Source organism: Paraeggerthella sp. (genome assembly GCF_048427265.1).
Taxonomy (GTDB): Bacteria; Actinomycetota; Coriobacteriia; order Coriobacteriales; family Eggerthellaceae; genus Paraeggerthella; species Paraeggerthella hominis.
In genome coordinates this window covers 1-19,591 of sequence record NZ_DBFOSR010000065.1, presented here as the reverse complement: position 1 = coordinate 19,591, position 19,591 = coordinate 1, and the positions used below count along the sequence as shown (strand labels likewise).

14 protein-coding genes and 1 pseudogene are annotated in these 19,591 nt (G+C 60.8%); 11 read left to right on the top strand and 4 right to left on the bottom strand.

Going from position 1 to position 19,591, the window contains the following annotated elements:
* Positions 1-198 precede the first annotated feature (198 nt).
* From ACMNI9_RS06385 to ACMNI9_RS06365, 5 genes are all read left to right on the top strand, one after another.
* A complete protein-coding gene (locus ACMNI9_RS06385; protein ID WP_216529970.1) occupies positions 199-624 on the top strand; it encodes a TOBE domain-containing protein in 426 nt (141 codons plus the stop codon).
* A gap of 537 nt (positions 625-1,161) precedes the next feature.
* Positions 1,162-1,716, top strand: coding sequence for an RNA polymerase sigma factor (locus tag ACMNI9_RS06380; protein ID WP_114567361.1), 555 nt, complete (start codon positions 1,162-1,164; stop codon positions 1,714-1,716).
* Between the two features lie 130 nt (positions 1,717-1,846).
* Positions 1,847-2,698, top strand: a complete 852-nt coding sequence (locus tag ACMNI9_RS06375; protein ID WP_418831284.1) for a hypothetical protein — start codon at positions 1,847-1,849, stop codon at positions 2,696-2,698.
* 209 nt (positions 2,699-2,907) lie between these two features.
* Positions 2,908-3,618, top strand: a complete 711-nt coding sequence (locus tag ACMNI9_RS06370) for an RNA polymerase sigma factor (RefSeq protein WP_231088263.1) — start codon at positions 2,908-2,910, stop codon at positions 3,616-3,618.
* On the top strand, positions 3,533-4,609 hold the full coding sequence (locus tag ACMNI9_RS06365) for a hypothetical protein (RefSeq protein WP_418831283.1): 1,077 nt from the start codon (positions 3,533-3,535) through the stop codon (positions 4,607-4,609). The genes ACMNI9_RS06370 and ACMNI9_RS06365 overlap by 86 nt, the downstream gene beginning before the upstream one ends.
* Positions 4,610-4,770: 161 nt before the next feature.
* On the opposite strand, the gene ACMNI9_RS06360 is transcribed toward ACMNI9_RS06365, so the two are convergent.
* The gene (locus ACMNI9_RS06360; RefSeq protein ID WP_418831282.1) at positions 4,771-7,248 is read right to left on the bottom strand and encodes a ribonucleoside triphosphate reductase; all 2,478 of its coding nucleotides are present in this window, start codon (positions 7,246-7,248) and stop codon (positions 4,771-4,773) included.
* Between the two features lie 439 nt (positions 7,249-7,687).
* Here ACMNI9_RS06360 and ACMNI9_RS06355 point away from each other — a divergent pair, with 439 nt between their 5' ends.
* The 4 genes from ACMNI9_RS06355 (at position 7,688) to ACMNI9_RS06340 (ending at position 11,957) form a co-directional block, all read left to right on the top strand.
* Positions 7,688-8,218 carry a pyridoxamine 5'-phosphate oxidase family protein gene (locus tag ACMNI9_RS06355; protein WP_418831281.1) on the top strand — a complete coding sequence of 177 codons (531 nt, stop codon included), beginning with the start codon at positions 7,688-7,690 and terminating at the stop codon, positions 8,216-8,218.
* A 3-nt stretch (positions 8,219-8,221) separates the two neighbouring features.
* Positions 8,222-8,926, top strand: coding sequence for an anaerobic ribonucleoside-triphosphate reductase activating protein (locus ACMNI9_RS06350; protein ID WP_418831280.1), 705 nt, complete (start codon positions 8,222-8,224; stop codon positions 8,924-8,926).
* Between the two features lie 302 nt (positions 8,927-9,228).
* Positions 9,229-10,443 carry a diphosphate--fructose-6-phosphate 1-phosphotransferase gene (locus tag ACMNI9_RS06345; RefSeq protein WP_216529406.1) on the top strand — a complete coding sequence of 405 codons (1,215 nt, stop codon included), beginning with the start codon at positions 9,229-9,231 and terminating at the stop codon, positions 10,441-10,443.
* 101 nt (positions 10,444-10,544) lie between these two features.
* Complete coding sequence (locus ACMNI9_RS06340; RefSeq protein ID WP_418831279.1) at positions 10,545-11,957, top strand: L-cystine transporter; 1,413 nt, start codon at positions 10,545-10,547, stop codon at positions 11,955-11,957.
* A 36-nt stretch (positions 11,958-11,993) separates the two neighbouring features.
* Here the strand turns inward: ACMNI9_RS06340 and ACMNI9_RS06335 are convergent, their stop codons facing one another.
* A complete protein-coding gene (locus ACMNI9_RS06335) occupies positions 11,994-12,788 on the bottom strand; it encodes a Cof-type HAD-IIB family hydrolase (RefSeq protein ID WP_114567368.1) in 795 nt (264 codons plus the stop codon).
* 790 nt (positions 12,789-13,578) lie between these two features.
* On the opposite strand from ACMNI9_RS06335, the gene ACMNI9_RS06330 reads away from it, so the two are divergent.
* Both ACMNI9_RS06330 and ACMNI9_RS06325 read left to right on the top strand, forming a co-directional pair.
* On the top strand, positions 13,579-14,796 hold the full coding sequence (locus ACMNI9_RS06330; RefSeq protein ID WP_418831278.1) for a helix-turn-helix domain-containing protein: 1,218 nt from the start codon (positions 13,579-13,581) through the stop codon (positions 14,794-14,796).
* A 474-nt stretch (positions 14,797-15,270) separates the two neighbouring features.
* Positions 15,271-17,127: a flavocytochrome c gene (locus ACMNI9_RS06325; RefSeq protein ID WP_418831277.1), complete on the top strand. Its 1,857-nt coding sequence runs from the start codon at positions 15,271-15,273 to the stop codon at positions 17,125-17,127.
* A gap of 65 nt (positions 17,128-17,192) precedes the next feature.
* Here ACMNI9_RS06325 and ACMNI9_RS06320 read toward each other — a convergent pair whose 3' ends face one another.
* Complete coding sequence (locus tag ACMNI9_RS06320) at positions 17,193-18,665, bottom strand: helix-turn-helix transcriptional regulator (protein ID WP_231088261.1); 1,473 nt, start codon at positions 18,663-18,665, stop codon at positions 17,193-17,195.
* A gap of 311 nt (positions 18,666-18,976) precedes the next feature.
* Positions 18,977-19,591: pseudogene (locus tag ACMNI9_RS06315) on the bottom strand (ABC transporter ATP-binding protein); the annotation flags it as partial.

Genomic DNA, 19,591 nt, shown 5'->3' with positions numbered 1-19,591 from the left:
TGCCGCAAGCGCCGACCGCAGGTCGAAAGCGAGACACGGTGACCGGGCGCCCCGAATACCGCCCGCAAAAGCCGGTCAAGAATACAAATGGGAGACGATTCCGCCCGATTTCTTCACGAAACCGTCGGGTGCTGCGATACTGCGGCCATACCCAATCGGCCTCCGACATACCGGAGGCCCCAACGAAAGGAATCGCACATGAAGATTTCCGCTCGCAACCAGCTTAAAGGCACCGTTTCGGGAATAACCGAAGGGGCCGTCAACGGCGTGGTGTCCATCAACTTGGGATCCACCGTAGTCAAAGCCGACATCACCATGGAGGCCATCGCCGACCTGGGGCTTGCCGAGGGCATGAGCGCCACGGCTATCATCAAGGCCAGCAACGTCATGTTCGCTGCCGGAACCAAGCGCATCGCAGGCATCTCCGCCCGCAATCAAATTCCCGGAACCATCGCATCCGTGAAAAAGGGCGCCGTCAACGGCCAAGTGGCGTTGAAAACCGCCGAGGGTTCCCTCATCAAGGGTTCCATCACCAACGAGGCTATTGAAGAGCTGGGGCTGGCAGAAGGCGGCGAGGCGCTTGCCATCGTGAAGTCCACCGACGTTATGGTGGGCGTGGAGTAGCCCCTCCCCCATCATCAGGTCGACGCGCTTGAGCTGCGTCGACAGTCCCTTCCTTTGGAGTCGGAGCCCGCAAAAGGCGCCGGCTCTTTTCACGCGCGGCGACAACGGGGCAGGAGGCCGCCCTGCCGTTGCAGGTCGCCCGAACCGTTGCAAGCCGCTGCGCGGCGGGCACGCTCGCCGTCGGGGCCGCGCGAACCGTTGCGCGACGCCCGCATTCGCCGTCGTGGCCGCTGCCGCTGTCAAAACGGACGAGTTTTGCTGGTCCTCGAATCAGGATAATGGCCGGCGACAAGCTTCTGACCTGGCATGTTGCAAAACGCCCGCAGCCGGGTCGCCCCGAAAGGGCGGAAAACCGCCGCAAAACTCGTCCGTTTTGACAGCGGAGAGAGCGTCACGCGCCCCGGCACTGGAATCGGGCCGCTGCAAGCGCCCCTTCGCCTCATTCCGCAGCAAGCTATAAGAATCTCGCCGAATTCTCAACCGGTTGAAACGTTTTGCCATCCTGTCGCATGTTAGAACCATAGAAAGGTGATGCGGATGGATGAGAACTGCCGATCGGAATCGTTTATGGAGCGTGCCATGGGCGCATGGGGGCCCATGGCGTATCGCCTTGCGCTCAGCCAGACGCGCTCAACCTGCGATGCCGACGACGTGGTGCAAGACGTGTTCTTGAAGCTATTCAAAGACAACACCTGTTTTCGCAGCGACGAGCACCTGAAAGCCTGGCTCATCCGGGTCACCATCAACCGGTGCCGGGAACTTCGCCGTTCCGCCTGGCGGCGGCGCGTGTTCGCCACGGATTCCGACGACCCCGCGTTCACAAGCCTCGAAGCGCCCGAGCAGGAGCTGTTCGCAAGCGAAACATGGGCGGCCGTCGGACGTCTGCCCGAGAATCTGCGTCTTATCGTGCACCTGCACTATTACGAGGGATACTCCCTCGAAGACATCGCCCGCATGCTGGACTGCAAGCCAGCCACCATACGCACGCGCCTGCATCGCGCGCGCAAACGGCTCAAACTCGATCTGGAACAGGAGGCGGAACGTGAAGCAATCGAACTGGGACGAGTATCGCTCGCTGATGAACGACGTTGAGCTCCCCGATCGCGTGCACGCTCGCGTGATGCGAGAGGTACGAAAGGAGCACGCTGCGGAAACCGGCCCGAAACCGCGACCGCGCCCAAGGGCTCGTCGAACGCAGCCGAGCTTCGCGTTCAAGGCCGCCGTGGCAGCATTCTGCGCAGTGGCCCTTACCACCGGCGTCGCATTCGCCAGCGGAATGGTCGAGCTTCCCGAGCAGCTATTCTCGTTCAACCAGCTGTCCGACAAGCCCAACTCGTTCACGCTCGAAGCATACGCGGCCGAAGGCTCCGAAGGAGGAGACACAGTGCTTTTAAACTCGTCTTTATTTCGCGGCGGCGGGGGCTACAGCGGGTCTTGGTACAACCCAGCAGACGGCACGTTCTGGGGACCCGAATGGGCCGGCTACAAGTTCGCCTTCAACCTCAAGTGCTCCGGACAGAACATTGAATCCCTCACGTACGAAATAGAAGGAGATCGTTCGTATTTCGAATTCCTCGATCCAACCATGTCATCCATCCCGCTTGAAGAACGAGAAGGGGACGGAAAGGCATTCCATTACCGGAAGTCGTTCACCGTAGGATACGACGAACAATGGGATCCCAACGGAGAGTTCAAGCACCTCTACAAGAATCAGATCGTCCACCTGTACGTAGGATTCCCCTTGCCGCAAGACGCCATCGACGCCATGCACCACATCACCACGATAGAGCACACCGACGATCTAGCCAAGCTTCTCGATACGGCCGTAGAAACCGGCGCCGCGCGCGAGATCAGCGCGTCGCGCCTTACCGTAACCGCCACGTTCTCCGACGGCACATCCCAATCGAAAACATACGTCATCGCGCCCATCGACACCTTTGCCGAAGCATATTCAACCTTTTGGGACGCGCGAAACGAGGCCGCCAAGCAGGAACGCGAGCAGGGGAATTCGAACGGGATCACCCGCCCCGACATGCCCCGGTTGTACACCATCACCGAAGTAGACGCGTCGTAGCCCCGAGCCCTGAACGCAGGCAAAAGGATCTGAATCGATCTTCTGCACTCTTACTTTCGGAATCATTACGGCAATCTCCCGGTCAAAGAAAAGACCGGGAGATTGCCTAGCGCTTGGCTTGGGGCAAACAAGCAAAGAGAGGCGCATAAAACAAAGCCTTTGGAACAATAAGCGCCCCTGCGCCGTATTATCGACAAGGAGGTGAATTGATGCAAATAGGAAAACGATCCACCCAAGAAAACAAGGACAACCCCCAGCCCACTGCCAACGATGCACGATCTTCGGACAAAGCGCTGCGATCCGACGCATTCCTGACACGAGCCATGCAGTTGTTCGGCGATGCAGCCTACCGCGTCGGACTCGCACAAACAGGATCGCCCGTCGATGCAGACGACATCTACCAAGATGTGTTCTTGCGCCTGCTCAAAGACACAACCGCGTTCTCAAATGACGAGCACCTGAAAGCCTGGCTGCTGCGCGTGACCATCAACCGATGCCGCGACCTCGCACGCACCGCATGGAAACGCCGAACGGGACCGTTCGAGCAAGAACACGCCGACACAGCTGCGCCGAGCGCGTTTCGCGCCGAAATATGGGACGTGGTAGGCGCGCTGCCCGAGAACTTGCGGATTGCAGTACACCTGTTTTACGTCGAAGGATACTCAACCGACGAGATAGCGCACATCATGCAATGTCAGCCAGCCACCGTGCGCACGCGTCTGCACCGTGCTCGCCAGCAAATAAAGGATCGTCTGGAACCCCATGACGCACCGCTCGTCAGCCCACCCGCAAACAACTCCTCGAACCGCACCGGTCCCAGAAAGGAGGCCCCCTATGACCGCGAGCCGAAAGCAACCGAACCTCGACGACTACCGTTCGATGATGAAGAAAGCCCATGCGCCCGTTCATCTGCAATGTGACGTCCTAGCCGAAGCCGCCGCCATTCGCGCGCAAGCAACCCCGGAAGACGAGCATCCGCAACCAACGCCACACGCTGCGGCAAACAAAGCCCCCGTTCCACGAGCGTTCGCCGCCAAGCGGTCTCGAATGAAAAACTTGGCGATCGCAGCATGTTTCGCACTTGTCGCTGGCGTCGGCATCATGGCAATCGGCCCGCTCGTCGCGCAACACGATCCAATCGAAGATGCGCAACGCAGCGCATCGGAAAACTATTTCCAGATGGCGGCGTTTGCCGACGAGGGTGGCGCATTGCAGAAAGGACCCGTCGCTCTTGATTTTGAAGACTTCTTTCCTGTTCGAGCATCGGTAGGCCCACGCTACGATGCAGATATCGATTCATATACAGGAGATATCGATTCATCCCGCTCGTACAACCTCAACCTCACCTGCACGGGTTCCAATATAGCATCCCTGACGTACCGGATTGAAGGCGAGGGCGTGTCTTTCAACAACTGGCAGCTAACCGAAGCGGCCCATGAAGCAAAACCCGACATCGGTACCGTCATGGCAACCAATGATCAGTCGAGCGAGTTTACGATCTCGTATGAAAACCAGGACATGAGTTCCACCGACAGCCTCCATCATGAAATATACCTGAATTACACGCTCGATGGCGCATTGATCGACGCATGGAACGAGTGCAAGGCCGTCACTTCGCAAAACACATACTCGGGAGGGTTTATACCCGAAGATCAACGCGTTGCGTCCGTTAAAGCGCGGGAAACACTGGACCTGGCACTCGCCCTCCACGACGCTACGGTGATCTCGAAAGCAAAACTCATACTTACTGCAACATTCACCGATGGCAGCACCCAGAGCAAAACGTACCGGCTGGCCCCCGTAGACAATTTCGAGCAGGCATACAGCGAGTACCTTGAGTCCCGAAGGGCTGCCAGCGAAGCCAATACACCTCGATTCCCTGTGCTGTACACGCTCGAAGAGATCTCTTGATCTCCCGAACCCCGCGCACCAAAAGGGCCCGGATCGATCCGATCCGGGCCCTTTCGACTTGCTGGGCGCATGCTGCGAATATGCCGCTGCGTTGCACGTGTATGCTTGCCGTGCGCCCTTTCCTCGAACCGGCGAACCCGCCGGGAATCAGCTTGGGAACGCTACGCCGGCACCTGGGCCTTCATAGCGTTGATGCGCTGGAACACCGAGGCGGCTCCCGCGACAACGTCCACGGACCCGTCGGCCGCAACCTCCAGCAACGTCGGCGCCTGCATGATGCGGTACCGCTGCGCAAGCTCCGCGTTCTCCTCGGCCAGCAGTTCTTCGTGCACGATGCCGGCTTCGTCCATCTGCGCCGCGGCGAACTTGCAGTTCGGGCACGTGCGCGTGGCAACCAGGTACAAGCCCGCGGGCAACGAGCTATGCGCCGGCGCGGTCGGAACCGTCTCAATACTTGCGACATCCGCCGCTGCAGCCCGGGGCGCAACGTCCGCCACCGTCACATGCGACCCTGCCTGGCCCGCCTTCTCGGCCGCCGCCGTCATCTGCACGCCCTGGTGCGTCAGGCGGGAATGACCCAAGTCGTACTCGACGCGATCAGCAAACTCCTGCGCCTTGCCGTCGTTCCAGTTCTTCACCGGGCGATAGTAGCCGGTGATGCGTGAGTACACTTCCGTTTCCTCGTGGCAGCACGGGCATTCGTACACCTCGCCCGCAATGTAGCCGTGGTTCTTGCACACGGAATACGTCGGCGACATGGTGTAATACGGCAGCTTGTAGTTCTGCGCGATCTTGCGCACCAGCGTGGCCGTGCTCTGCCAGTCGGGCAGCTTCTCGCCCAAAAACGCATGGAACACGGTTCCCGACGTGTACAGCGTCTGCAATTCGTCCTGCACGTCAAGCGCGCTGAAGATATCCTCGGAGAAGTTGACCGGCAAGTGCGACGAGTTCGTGTAGTACGGCGTACCCTGGTCGTTCGCCGTGATGATCTCGGGGAAGCGAGCCTTGTCGTGCTTGGCGAATCGATACGTGGTGGACTCGGCAGGCGTTGCCTCCAAGTTGTACAGGTCCCCGTATTTCTCCTGGTAATCGGCCAGACGGTCGCGCATGTGGTTGAGCACGTCCTTCGTGAACGCTTGGGCGGGACCCTGCGTCATGTCGGCGCGCAGCCATGCGGCGTTCAGGCACGCCTCGTTCATGCCCACCAATCCGATGGTGCTGAAGTGGTTCTCGAACGTGCCCAGGTAGCGCTTCGTGTACGGATACAGGCCCGCGTCCAGCAGCTTGGCGATGACCTGGCGCTTGGTGTGCAGCGAGCGCGCGGAAACGTCCATGAGGTGATCGAGGCGGCGGTAGAAATCGGCTTCGTCGGTTGCCAGGTAGGCGATGCGGGGCATGTTGATGGTCACCACGCCGATGGAGCCCGTAGACTCGCCCGACCCGAAGAAGCCGCCGGACTTCTTCCGCAGCTCGCGCAGGTCAAGGCGCAGACGGCAGCACATGGAGCGCACGTCGGACGGCTCCATGTCCGAGTTGATGTAGTTGCTGAAATAGGGCGTGCCGTACTTCGACGTCATCTCGAACAGCAGCCGGTTGTTCTCGGTATCGCTCCAGTCGAAGTCCCGCGTGATGGAATAGGTGGGAATGGGGTACTGGAAGCCGCGGCCGTTCGCATCGCCCTCGATCATGATCTCGATGAACGCCTTGTTGACCAGGTCCATCTCGTGCTGGCAATCGCCGTACGTGAACGCCTGCTCGCGCCCGCCCACAATGGCCGGCTGATCGCGCAGGTCGGCAGGGCACACCCAATCCAGCGTGATGTTGCTGAACGGGGCCTGCGTGCCCCAGCGCGACGGCGTGTTCACGCCGAACACGAACGACTCGACGCACTGCTTCGTCTCTTCGTACGTCAGGTCGTCGGCCTTCACGAACGGAGCCAAGTAGGTGTCGAAACTGGAGAACGCCTGGGCGCCCGCCCATTCGTTCTGCATGATGCCCAAAAAGTTCACCATCTGGTTGCACAGGCTGGACAAGTGGCTGGCCGGCTTCGACGTGATCTTGCCGGGCACGCCGCCAAGGCCCTCCTGAATAAGCTGCTTGAGCGACCAGCCGGCGCAGTAGCCGGTCAGCATGGACAGGTCGTGCAGATGGATCTCGGCGTTGCGATGGGCGTTCGCCACCTCGTCGTCGTAAATCTCCGACAGCCAGTAATTCGCCGTGATGGCGCCCGAGTTGGACAGGATCAGGCCGCCGACGGAATACGTGACCGTGGAGTTCTCCTTCACGCGCCAGTCTTCCACCTTCACGTACTGATCGACCAGGTCCTTGTAGTCAAGAAGCGTGGCGTTGGCGTTGCGCACCTTCTCGCGCTGACGACGGTACAGGATGTAGGACTTCGCCACGTCGGCGTACCCGGCGGTGGAAAGAACCTCCTCCACGCTGTCCTGAACGTCTTCGACCGAAATGATGCCGTCTTTGATCTTCGGCTCGAAATGAGCGGTCACGTTGAGGGCCAGCAGGTCGATGGTAGACGGATGGTACTGCTTCTCCAGCGCATCGAAAGCCTTGGCGATTGCAGACGAAATCTTGGCAATGTCGAATTCCGCGATCATGCCGTCACGCTTTTGAACCTGGTACATGCTCTGCTCCTTTTGCTGTACGTTTCGTATCTGCTTCGATCGGTCCGCGAGGCCTTTGGAGGGGCTGATTTCGGAGCCGGTAAGAATAAGGCGTCGGGTATCGGGTAACCGCTTCACCATACCCGCGAGAATTGCCATCGTCAATGGGGGTCACCAATATGTTGAATACAGAACTATAGTGCGCATCAATATATTGTGGTTTTCCACCTGGGGTTTTAGAAATGGGCATTTTGGCGTTCTATGAAAAGCGACCTGCAAAAATAGAACAAACTGCCCCAAATGCCAACGCCGGCGGCAAAAAACACAACTCCGCAGACATCGTGGATTTCGGCAAGCGGAAAGAAGCTCGCGGCATTTGCGTCCAAGGAAGCGGCGGTCTATGATGAAGGCGATCCGCATCCCTTTTGACGCGGGGCCCGGCCCAAGCGAAGGAGCCTTTATGATCGATCATCCCATGCGGCGCTCCGACCGCGCCCTCTCCCCCGACGAAGCGCTCGCCGTGCTCGACGATGCGGCGTTCGTCACGCTGTCGACCGTCGACGAAGAGGGCGCCCCCTACGGCGTGCCGCTTTCGTTCGTGCGCCGCGGAAGCACGCTCTACGTGCACGCCACGAACCAGGGCGGCCTCAAGTTCGACTGCTTCCGGAGCGACGCACGCGCATGCGCCACCGCCGTAACCGACGTGGTTCCGTTTTTCGCGAACGGCGATTTCTCCACGTACTACCGGTCCGCCATGGCGTTCGGATCCATGCGCGAAGTGGAGCCGGGGGTCGAGTTCAAGCGCGCGTTGGTGGATCTGTGCACGAAGTACGTGCCCGAGGCCAAAGCGCACATCGGCGAAGCCATGCGCTGCGAGGGGCCGAACACTTCGGTGTGGGCGTTGGACATCCGGCGCGTGACCGGCAAAGCCCAGCCCCTTCCCCCATCGGGCGCCGCGCCCGCCAGCCCCCATGCGGAACAGGCGCGCTAGCCCATGCGCATCGCAGGATTGCAGAAGCTCACGCTGCTGGACTTCCCCGGCAAAACGGCCGCCACCGTGTTCACTCCAGGGTGCAACTACCGTTGCCCGTTCTGCCACAACGCCGACCTGGTGATCGGCGCAGCGCGCACGCCCGACGCCGTTTCCCTCGACGAGCTCTTCGCATTTTTGGACAAGCGCCAAGGACTGCTCGACGGCGTGTGCGTCACGGGCGGCGAGCCGCTTTTGCAGCCAGGCATCGAAGATTTCCTGTCGCGCGTGCGCGATCGGGGATTCGCCACGAAGCTGGACACCAACGGCAGTTTTCCCGATCGACTGCGCGCCCTCGTCCAGGCCGATCTTGTGGATTACGTGGCCATGGACGTGAAGAACGCACCGTACCGGTATGCGGAAACCGTGGGCGTGCCGGGCTTCGACCTTGCGCCCGTGCAGACCTCGATCGAGTTCTTGATGGAAGGGCACGTGCCCTTCGAGTTTCGCACCACGGTGATGCGGGAGCTGCACGCGGCCGACGATCTGCTCGCTATCGCTTGCTGGATCGAGGGCGCTCCCCGCTGGTTCCTGCAAAACTACCTGGACGCGGAAAGCGTTCTTGCGGGCCCGGGGCGTTTCCATGCATGGGACGTCGACGAACTTGAAGCGCTCCTGCCCGAGCTGCGCGCACATGTGCCTGCCGTGCAGCTACGAGGATCGAAGTAGCGCAGGGCCGGACGGACGGACAGACGGGCGAGAGCGTCCCGCGAGGGCATGCGGCTGCCCGCATGTTCGCCTGGCGGCACGCCCGCCGGCCCGCCGCGAAACGCCGCCGGCCCGCGCCGCGCCGCTGCCGAGCCGCCGCGTTTCGCAGCCCGCGCCGCCGCTCGCCCGGCCGCGAAAATCGTTGCTCGTGGAAAGCGCAAGGAAATGGAGCCGCTTCGGTTCCGTGCGATCATAATAGGACGCTACCCCGCGCACCGGCCGGGGGCGCACGTCCGCACCACCGCAGAACAGGAGCATGCATCATGGCGAATTGTCTTGTCGCGCAATCCGGCGGGCCCACCGCCGTCATCAACGCCAGCTTGGCCGGCGTCGTTCGCGCCAACCAGCTGAACCCCGTGTACAACCGCGTGTTCGGCGGCCTGCACGGCATCGAGGGCACGCTCGCGGGCAAGCTCTACGACCTGACCGATCTGCCCAGCCGAGATATCGACGTTCTCAAGCAAACCCCCTCGTCGGCGCTTGGCACGTGTCGCTACAAGCTCAAGCGCGGCAACGACGCCGATTACCGCCGCCTCGTCGACGTCATGGACGCGCACGACATCAGCACCATGTTCTACATCGGCGGCAACGACTCCATGGACACGGTGGACGCGTTGGCATCGTGGGCGCAGGAGCACGCGCCCAGCAAGCGTTTCATCGGCATACCCAAAACCGTCGACAACGACCTGGTTCCCGTGGACCACTGCCCCGGTTTCCCCAGCGCGGCGAAGGTCGCCTGCCAAATCACGCATGCAACGTATTTGGATTACGCCGCGTACACCCGCCCGGAGGTGTTCGTCCTCGAGGTCATGGGACGTGATGCGGGCTGGCTGGCCGCAAGCACCTGCGTCACCGGCGACGTCGACCTGCTGATCTTGCCGGAAACGCCGTTCAACAAGGATGCGTTCTTGGCCGAGGTGCAGAAGAAGTTCGACCAGAAGGGCGAATGCTACATCGTCGCATCCGAAGGCGCTCGCTACGCCAACGGCGCCTACCTGTCGGCCGGAGAAGCGGCCAACGACGGCTTTGCGCACGCGGTGCTGGGCGGAGCCGCAGCTACGCTCAAGCAGATGATCGTCGATGCGGGCATCGTCCCGCGCGGCGTGGTGCAGGATCTGTCGCGCGCCGCGCGGTCGAGCAACTTCGCCCAAAGCCTTGTCGACGTGAACGAAGCCTATGACCTGGGATTGAGCGCGCACATGCGCAGCGCCGACCCCGCGTTCACCGGCCAGGTGGTGGGCGTGCGCCGCAACGCCGCGGCGGCAGCAGAGGGTCGCTACGATGCCGAGTTTTTCGCCGGTCCCGCCAGCGAGTTCGCGAACTTCGTGAAGCAGTTCCCCGCCGCATGGATCCGCCCGGACTACCAGGGCATCACCGACGAAGCGATCGCCTATTTCCGCCCGCTCATCGAAGGCGAGCCGAAGCTGATCATGGACGGCGGCCTTCCGGCTACGCTGACGCCGTTCAACAAGCGGTAGACAAAAAACGCGCGCCGCAACCCGACCGCGTATGCTAGCATGACGCAAACAATTACGCGCAATCGGCCGTGCGGCGCGCGGCCCTCAGCAAGGGAGTCCTCGTGTCCGCAGAATCAGCAGTGTCAACCTTCATCATCCTCGGCGCGTTCGTCGCGCTTTTGGCAGCACTCAAGGTCCTGAAAAGCAAAGGCGTCGCATTCACGCCGCGCGTGTTCGCCGCCTTAGGCATGGGCATCGTGCTGGGCATCGGCATCCAGCTTGGCGCAGGCCGAGGAGCGGAAGCGGCCACCGTGGCGCTCGACTGGATGTCGATCGTCGGGCAGGGCTACATCGGGCTTTTGAAGATGCTCGTCATGCCGCTTGTGTTCGTGGCTATCGTGGGCGCGTTCACCCGCACCGAAGACACGCTGAACCTCGGTCGCATCGGCGCTATCGTGCTGGCCGTGCTGCTGGGAACCGTGGCGATATCGGCCTTAGTCGGTTGGGCGTCGGTCGCGTTCACGGGGCTTGCCGGAGCCAGCTTCACCAGCGGAAGCGTCGACGCCGCGAAAATGGACGTGCTGCAAGGCCGCCAGGAGCAGGTGGCGAACCTCACCCTGCCGCAGGAAATCCTCTCGTTCATCCCCACGAACATCTTCGCGGACTTGGCCGGCACCCGCTCCACCTCCACTATCGCGGTTGTGATCTTCTCCGCCATCGTCGGCATCGCCTACCTCAAGCTGCGCGACAAGGACTCCGGCCAGGCATCGTTTTTCAAGCAGCTGATCGACAGCCTGTACGGCATCGTCATGCGCATCGTGTCCATGGTGCTGGGGCTTGCGCCTTACGGCGTGATGGCGCTCATCGCGCACGTCATGGCCACGAGCGACTACAACGCCATCCTTGATCTGGGAAAATTCGTGCTGGTATCCTACGCGGCCATCGCGTTCATGTTCGCAGTGCACTGCCTGATCCTGCTGGCGAACCGCACCAGCCCCCTCATGTACCTGAAGAAGGCCTTCCCAGTTCTGAGCTTCGCCTTCGTGGCGCGCACAAGCGCCGGAGCGCTGCCCCTCAACATAGAAACGCAGACGCGCGCGCTGGGCGTGGATTCCGCCACGGCCAACTTCTCCGGCAGTTTCGGGCTGTCCATCGGCCAAAACGGATGCGCGGGCATCTATCCGGCCATGTTGGCCACCATCATCGCGCCCACGGTGGGCATCGACGTGTTCTCGCCCACGTTCATCATCGGCTTGATAGCCGTGGTGGTCATCAGCTCGTTCGGCGTAGCGGGCGTGGGCGGCGGCGCAACGTTCGCCTCGCTCATCGTTTTGGGAACCATGGGGCTGCCCATCGAGATCGTGGGCCTGCTGGCGTCGGTCGAGCCGCTGATCGACATGGGGCGAACCGCGCTCAACGTGAGCGATTCCATGGTTGCCGGCGTGACCGCGTCAAACGCCGTGGGCAAGCTCGACCGCGAAACGTTCAGCGATCCCGAAGCGCGGGTGAGCAGCTCCGCGCAAGCCGAGCTGTAGACGCCGCGCTTCGTCGACGGCCGCCGCCCGCTCCCGCTAGCTGCGTGCGCCCTCCAGCAGCCCGCGCAGTTCCTTCTGCACGCTGTTGTCGACGTTCGGACCGATGATTTTCGACGCAATCTGCTTGATGGCGGAACGACCGTTGCCCATGGCTACGCTTTGACCTGCCATGCGAAGAATCTCGTAGTCGTTCATGGAATCGCCGAACGCCATCATCTGGTTCGCCGCAAGCCCGTGCGCGTCGAGCACTTGCTGGATGCCCGTCGCCTTGCTCACGCCGCGTTGCATGACGTCGATCCACTTGCGCCCCGACGGAGCGAACACGAAGTCGTCGTCAAGCTCGCGCGTGAGGATGTACGCCATATCCATCACGTCCTCGTCGCAGTACACCGAAGCCTTCAGGATGCTCGTCGTGGGGGAAGGCACGGCCAATACGCGCGTCGGGTTCGGCAGGTTCTTGTCCACCTCGCGCTCGAAGCGCGCTTCGTCGTCAAGCAGGTAGCTGCTGGTTTCGTCGAACAGGGCCAGGTGCATGGTGTCGAACAGGTCCACGATGCGAGCCAATCGGCGCACGGCGGCATGCGAGAACACCTCTAAGTCGACCAACTCGCCCCCAACGATAACCTGCGCGCCGTTCGATGCCACGAAGTCCATGCAGTCGGCCACCGGCTCGAACAACTCATGCAGCGTATCGAAGCGCCGACCCGACGAAGCGACGAACTGAATGCCCGCGTCGCGCAGGCGCAAAATGAGATCGTACGACCCTTCGGGCACCCGCTCGCTTCCATCGAGGAACGTGCCGTCCATGTCGCTGGCGATAAGCTTGATCATGTTTGCCTCCTTCGCGGACTCCCCGCGAGCCCGCTTCTTTTCCGTGTGCTCTCGTATGTTCTCCCCTCATTGTAAAGCCCGTTTTCGCGCGCCACTGTTTCTCCGCGAAGAGTTTGCAAGCCGTTGACGTGAAGCACAGGGCGCAAGGTTCAGGGCAAGGGCGCAAGGCGCAGGACGCGGGACGCAAGGCGCGAACGGGTACGGCGTCTCGTTTTGCAGGCGGCCCGTCGTTTCGAAAGGGACGCTTTCTTTGTCGAAGCACCTTCGACCCGCCAGCCCTTCGATGCGCGCCGAGCGCCCGTCCACGGCTCAAAATTGCAGGTCTGCGCTTCTCAACCAACCCATCATTCGCAATTGCTTTGAGCGGTTGCATCAACTGCCCAGTTCATTATGGTGCAACAAATTCGATACTCGGCAGAAGCTCTTCTCGAAGAGCGCAGGTCCGCAATTTTGAGCCAAATCCGATGCGCGGCCAGACTTGACAGACCCCGAGTTCGCAGACGTTCGCACAGCAGCGCAAGCCCCTCCGCGGCATCCTGCGACGCAACAAGAGGCGCATCGCAAAATGCCGCAAGCAGACTCTTCAGTCTCGCAGGATGACAAGACGGACACCTAGCACACAAAATACCTGGTCACAGCTCACGCAACCTGAGCGCGCGCAAAAAATAGCAAAACGCAACGCCAAAGTGATGGAACGGGCAAGCCCGCAATCGCATCATACGAGCCACCCCAGCGCACGGCGCCGCGCTTCGGGTATCATGAATCAGATCAAACAGAAGGGACCAACCACATGAGCTTCGCCGACAACCTTGTCTACCTTCGCCAACACTACGGCGTGACCCAGGAAGGGCTTGCCGAGCAGCTTGGCGTATCGCGCCAGACCGTATCGAAATGGGAAGCCGGCACGAACTACCCCGAAATGGACAAGCTGCTTGCGCTGTGCGACCTGTTCCACACGAACCTCGACGACCTCATGCGCGGAAGCGTGCACGTGGTAAAGGAAAACGACACCGAGAGCTACGACCGCCACATGAACCGCTACAACCTGTCCATAGCGATGGGCGTGGGGCTCATTTTGGTAGGCGTCGGCGTGATCGCGCTGCTGGAGACCTTCGGATGGCCGAGCAACCTGCAAACCGTTGCACTGCTGTCGTTCGTGGTCGTGGGCGTGATGCTTCTCATCGTCGGCGGAATGAATCACGCAGAGTTCAAGCGCCGCAACCCCTCCATCGAGCCGCGTTATTCCACCGACATGCTCGAGCGATTCGGGCGGCGCTATCCCGTCATGATCGCCGGAGGCGTAGGGCTCATTCTGCTTGACGTCATTTTCCTGGTAGGGCTGTCTCCGGAAGACGCCTCTTTCGACGTCGTGCGCGGGATTCACATGGAAGAGCTTCTCATGGGCCCGTTCATGTTCGCGATGGCCCTTGCCGTGGGGATCCTCATTTGGGCCGGCATGCAAAAGTCGAAGTACGACCTGTCCGAGCTTACCTACATTGCGCATCGTCAAGACCTGGGAGCCGATCTGCCGCCGTCCGCCATCGTCAAAACGCCTGAACAGGTGCGCGCCGAACGCATCATGGGCGTTATCTGCGGGTGCATCATGCTGCTGGCTACTATCGTGTTTCTGGTGTGGGGCTTCGTTCCGCTGTTCGACCAGATCGGCACCTGGGACGGCCTGGACAAAAGCGCGCTCAAAGACGCTATCCGAGACGGCCAAGGCGGGTTCTACATCAGCTGGATCGCGTTCGTGGTGGGCGGCATCCTGTGCGGCATCGTCTGCCTGATCGGCAGCGTGTTCACCAAGTCGAAGGAAGACTGGATTGCCGAGGCGCGCCAAGAGGACGCTTGGATGAAGGTGGCGAAAGCCGACGAGCAGCAGAACAACCCCTGGTCGCACGGGACGAACCCGACCTCGCAGCCGCCCGCGCCCGGTGCGCCCGTGCCGCCCCCGGCGCCGAAGCCCACGACAAGCGATCGCGACCGCACGGGAACCAGCTGGCGATAGCCCGGCAGCCCCGATCGGGGCTGCCGACCCGCGCCTGCGCGGGACCGGGGGCATTATCGCCCGCTGCGCGGGTGCACGCCGGAGAACATTGTCGCCCCAAACGGACGGTTTTCGGCGCCAAAGCGTCCGTTTGGGGCGACAATGCCCCTCGCTTATTGCACGCAGCCCCTGGCTGTTGCCGGGGTTGTAGCCCGGCGCCCTATTCGCCGAGCTTTTCCGCTGCTTCGCTCACTGCTCACAGCAAAGTCAAGCCGCTGTCGCACGACCAGCCTCGCCGCAAGGCTCACGCCGACCCATCTGACCGAACCGCACACCGCAAACCGGCGTCTGCAGGAATGAGATTCGTCAAAAAGTACGTTTTGGACAGGGCAAAGTACCTTTTGCGTCTATCCTGTGGCACCCTCCCGCCCGTAGAGTCCCAAGATGCAGGGACCACGTAAAGCCCGTTTTCAAACGGGCGAAAGGAGGGGCATCATGACCCAACAGGAAACGCATTCCTCTATAAGTCGAAGAACGTTTTTGCAAGGCGCAGCGTTTCTCGGCGTGTACGGAGGCCTAACAAGCCTTGGGCTCGCGGGCTGCACGGCTCCCGCATCAGGGGGGAAGAGCGGCGGCAGCTGGACGGCCGGCACGTACAGCGCCCAAGTGACGGGGCACAATGCTCCGTTCACCATCGACGTGACGTTTTCCGACACCGCAATCACAGCCATCGATGCCAGCACGAACCAGGAATCTCTAGGAGTAGGGGCATCGGCTCTTCAGGACTTGGCAAGCCAAATCATAGAGCACCAAACGCTCAACGTGGATTCCGTGACCGGCGCCACGATGTCCAGCATGTGCCTGCAACAAGGAGTGAAAGAGTGCGCGGGACAGGCAGGAGCCGCCAAAGATTTAGAGAAAGCCACCGGGCCGGAAGATATCGTCGAAGATTCCTATACAGCCGACGTCTGCGTGATCGGCGGCGGCGGAGCCGGGCTGACCGCGGCAATTTCGGCAGCACAAGCGGGAGCAAAAGTCGTCGTCATCGAAAAATGCGGAATCACCGGAGGCTCTACAAACGTATCGGAAGGCGCGCTCAACGCAGTAGACCCCGAGCGTCAACAAAAGCAGGGCATCGAAGATTCGACTGAAAAGTTTTACGAAGTCACTTACGAGGGAGGGCACGGCCAAGGCACGCCCGAGCTCATCCGATACCTCACCGACAACGCGCTCGATTCCGTCCATTGGCTCGAGTCGATCGGCGTCGAATTCAAGCCCGAAGTAGGCTCGGCGACCGGCTCCCTGGGAGAACGCAGTCATTATCCCGCAACCCCTTCGGGCAACACGTATATTCGGTCTTTCCAAAAGTTCATCGAAGATCACCCCGATCAGCTGACCCTTCTCAACGAAATGCAAGCACAGGAGCTCATAACCGAGGGCGGCAAGGTTGCGGGCGTGAAGGCCGTCCATCGCGGCAAGCAGCCCGTCACGGTTCAGGCTCGATCCGTCGTCATCGCAACCGGCGGATTCGGAGCAAACGTCGAGTATCGCCAGCGCGTCAACACCGGCGTATGGGCCGATGTCAAACTGGATGACTCCATAGGCTGCACGAACATCAAGCCGTGCGCGCAAGGCGAAGGCCTCAAGCTGGCCGAAGCGGCCGGCGCAGAACTGGTGGGATTGCCCGATATCCAACTGCATCCATGCGGCACGCCAGGCACCGGGCTTATGGAGGACATCCGCACGTCAGGACGCAATCGCATTTTCGTGAACAAAAACGGCGAACGTTTCGTCAACGAAGGAGCCGAGCGCGACACCCTGTGCAAGGCCATCTTTGCGCAGCCCGATTCCACGTACTGGATCGTCGTTAACAAAGTTCGATATCCTTCGGAAACGCAACCTGATGCGAACGGGGCAACCATCGAGAACATGCTCGCCCTCGGCCACATCGTCAAAGGGGAAACCATTGAAGACCTGGCCAGCCAAACCAAAATGGACGCAGTCAAACTGCAGGAGGCTATCGACGGCTATAACAAAACAGTGTCCGGAGAAGCCGAGGATCCCTTCGGATTCAAGGCGACAAACACCGCCGACCAGCAACTGACCGAAGGGCCTTGGTACGCCTGCCGCAAGGTGCCCACCGTCCATCACACTATGGGCGGCGTCCGCATCGACGTGGATACCCGAGCGCTCGCCCCCTCCGGATCTCCGGTTGAAGGCCTGTTCGCGTGCGGAGAATGCACCGGCGGCATTCACGGCAGCAACCGGTTGGGAGGAAACGCTATAGCCGATTGCGTCACGTTCGGTCGAACCGCCGGCACGAACGCCGCAAGAAACGCGCTTGGAGCCTAGCCCCATTCGCAACCCGGCAATCGATACGAGTGCTCGGCCGTCAAGTAGGTCGAGCACTCGCCGCTTTAAGACCGAGGGCGAGATCCGTCCAACACCTTATCAAGAAGCTCCTGCTTAGAGTGCACGCCTGCTTTTCGGTAAACCGTGCGCGTGTAGTTTCGTATCGTATTCTCGGAATAGTTCAGTTCCTCAGCGATAAAGCTCCGGCTCCGTCCTTGCGCAATCAGGGCAACAATGGCTGATTCTGTTTCATTCAATCCGCAATTTGCCGCAAACGCTCCAACGGTATCTTCCTCGCGCGCCGCCTGAGGCTCGGACGGCGCACATTCCGCCATTCGATCAAGCTCGAACCCAACGGGGTGATCCCCCATGAAGTGAGGACGCAGTATCAACGTCGCTTCAACTAGCACCACAAGCGCCATCACGATGAGCAGCCAAAGACTATGGTCGAGCGTTGGACCCACCGCGTACACGATCAAACGGCCAACCGCCATGCACAGCAACGACCCTCCGTACAACGCGGCATATACCAGCGTCGTTGGCCAATGGACGTGTCGCCCGATAAAGCATATGAACACTACCAGCGGAATGTAGAAACAGGTGACCGCATTCGCCAGCAAAAACGTACTCGATTCTTCCGAACCATCCCATCCGCTCATAAGAAAGCAGATGCTCGCCATCATGAGCGCATTTTGGAACAGCCAGTACCCCGACAGCTTGAATGCCCGCCCCCGAACAAGCACGAACCACACAACAACCGCTATTATCAGAACAACGAGCACCTGATGAATCGATCGAACCGCTTGCGAAAGCTCGCGTAGCCGACCGTCCGGATACCCCAACGCCATGCCCAGCAGCAAAGCATACAGAAAAAAGGCTGCGGCAACTTGCAAAACACCTTTTAAAAGATCCTTTTCCTCGTACAGGCAATCCTCCTTGTTCACCACGTAGGGCCCTCGCGGATCGTTCAACCTATCCCGTCGATCCAATTCCGACATAGCCTGCCAATAGGCGAAAACGGAAAGCGCCGGAACGAACAAGTTGATCATGCCTGCAACCACGTCATCCAGGTAGCCCATCAACAACGAGAGCACGCATGAAAGGGCCAGCCCTCCGGCAGCATAGAAAAACACCTCGCCAGGCCTCAATCGCTCGAAAAAGAATATCCATAGAATTTCACCGCCAACCAGCCCAACGCCGCCGACCACCACGCGCAACGCCTCGAACTGCGTACTATCGAAAAACAAGTCAAGCAGGTACAGAAGACTCGAAGCGGTCATGAGAAGAAAACCCGACCATACGAATACACCCCGCGTCGCCCGCGAAAAGCCCGCCTTGTAGACCAAAAAGACCAGAACGGCGATAACAGCAACGCGAGCAATGTTCGCACCTACCGTTATCATTCCGACATCAGCTGAAAAGTGAAGATTGTAGAAATTGAATTGATACCAAAGTCGGTAAAGCCCAATTCCGAGAAAGGCAAGGACGAAGCCCGTTAGATACGTGGCTTTAAACGCGAGAAGAGAACCGGTATGCAAATACCGATCAGCCCCGCACGTCGACGAGCGAACGCTATCCTCCCCGTGTCCCATGCGCGCATTGTATCATAGCGCTTCAAACGAGCCAGACGAACCCCGGACAGCCACGGTGCGCCCCTTGCATCCACTTCGGAATCGCGCTGCAGCCCACCCAACCATCCGGCCGAGGCGGGCACCGTGCGGGTGCACGCCGGAGAACATTGTCGCCCCAAACGGACGGTTTTCAGCGCCAAAGCGTTCGTTTGGGGCGACAATGCCCCTCGCTTATTGCGCGTAGCCCCGAGCCGTTGCCGAGGCTCCGGCCCGGCGCCCTATTCGCCGAGCTTTTCCGCTGCTTCGAGCCACTCTTCCTCGAGCGCGTCCACCTGCGCCTCCAGATCGTTGATGCGCGCCTGCAAATCGCCGAGCGCCATGAAGTCGGAGGGGTCCGCCGTCGACATCTCCGCTCGCACTCCTTCGATCTTGCTGCGCAGCGTGTCCATTTTCCGCTCGTTCGACTGCATCAGCTTGCGCAACGTGCGAATCTCCCCACCCGAAAGAGAAGCGCCCGCGGAAGCCGAATCCGAAGCAGGCTCCCCGCCCCCGTCCGATCGGCCCGCAGCGCTCGCCGATGCGCGCCCGCCGCCAGTCGGAGCCTGTTTGGACGCTTGAGCACCGCCGTTGCCGATCGGACCGCCGTCTGTCATTCGCAGGTATTCCTCGACCCCGCCCGGCAGATGGCGGATTTTGCCGTCGATGACGGCAAACTGATGATCGGTCACGCGCTCCATAAGGTAGCGATCGTGCGTGACCAGCAGCAACGTGCCGGGCCACGCATCCAGCAAGTCCTCCACCGCGGCAAGCATATCCGTATCCAGGTCGTTGCCCGGCTCGTCCAAAATGAGCACGTTCGGCTCATCCAGCAGAATCAACATCAAGGCAAGGCG

Coding starts and splice junctions, on each gene's coding strand:
- ACMNI9_RS06385 (WP_216529970.1), top strand. CDS start 199: ATGAAGATTTCCGCTCGCAACCAGCTTAAAGGCACCGTTTCGGGAATA.
- ACMNI9_RS06380 (WP_114567361.1), top strand. CDS start 1,162: ATGGATGAGAACTGCCGATCGGAATCGTTTATGGAGCGTGCCATGGGC.
- ACMNI9_RS06370 (WP_231088263.1), top strand. CDS start 2,908: ATGCAAATAGGAAAACGATCCACCCAAGAAAACAAGGACAACCCCCAG.
- ACMNI9_RS06365 (WP_418831283.1), top strand. CDS start 3,533: ATGACCGCGAGCCGAAAGCAACCGAACCTCGACGACTACCGTTCGATG.
- ACMNI9_RS06360 (WP_418831282.1), bottom strand. CDS start 7,248: ATGTACCAGGTTCAAAAGCGTGACGGCATGATCGCGGAATTCGACATT.
- ACMNI9_RS06355 (WP_418831281.1), top strand. CDS start 7,688: ATGATCGATCATCCCATGCGGCGCTCCGACCGCGCCCTCTCCCCCGAC.
- ACMNI9_RS06350 (WP_418831280.1), top strand. CDS start 8,222: ATGCGCATCGCAGGATTGCAGAAGCTCACGCTGCTGGACTTCCCCGGC.
- ACMNI9_RS06345 (WP_216529406.1), top strand. CDS start 9,229: ATGGCGAATTGTCTTGTCGCGCAATCCGGCGGGCCCACCGCCGTCATC.
- ACMNI9_RS06335 (WP_114567368.1), bottom strand. CDS start 12,788: ATGATCAAGCTTATCGCCAGCGACATGGACGGCACGTTCCTCGATGGA.
- ACMNI9_RS06330 (WP_418831278.1), top strand. CDS start 13,579: ATGAGCTTCGCCGACAACCTTGTCTACCTTCGCCAACACTACGGCGTG.
- ACMNI9_RS06325 (WP_418831277.1), top strand. CDS start 15,271: ATGACCCAACAGGAAACGCATTCCTCTATAAGTCGAAGAACGTTTTTG.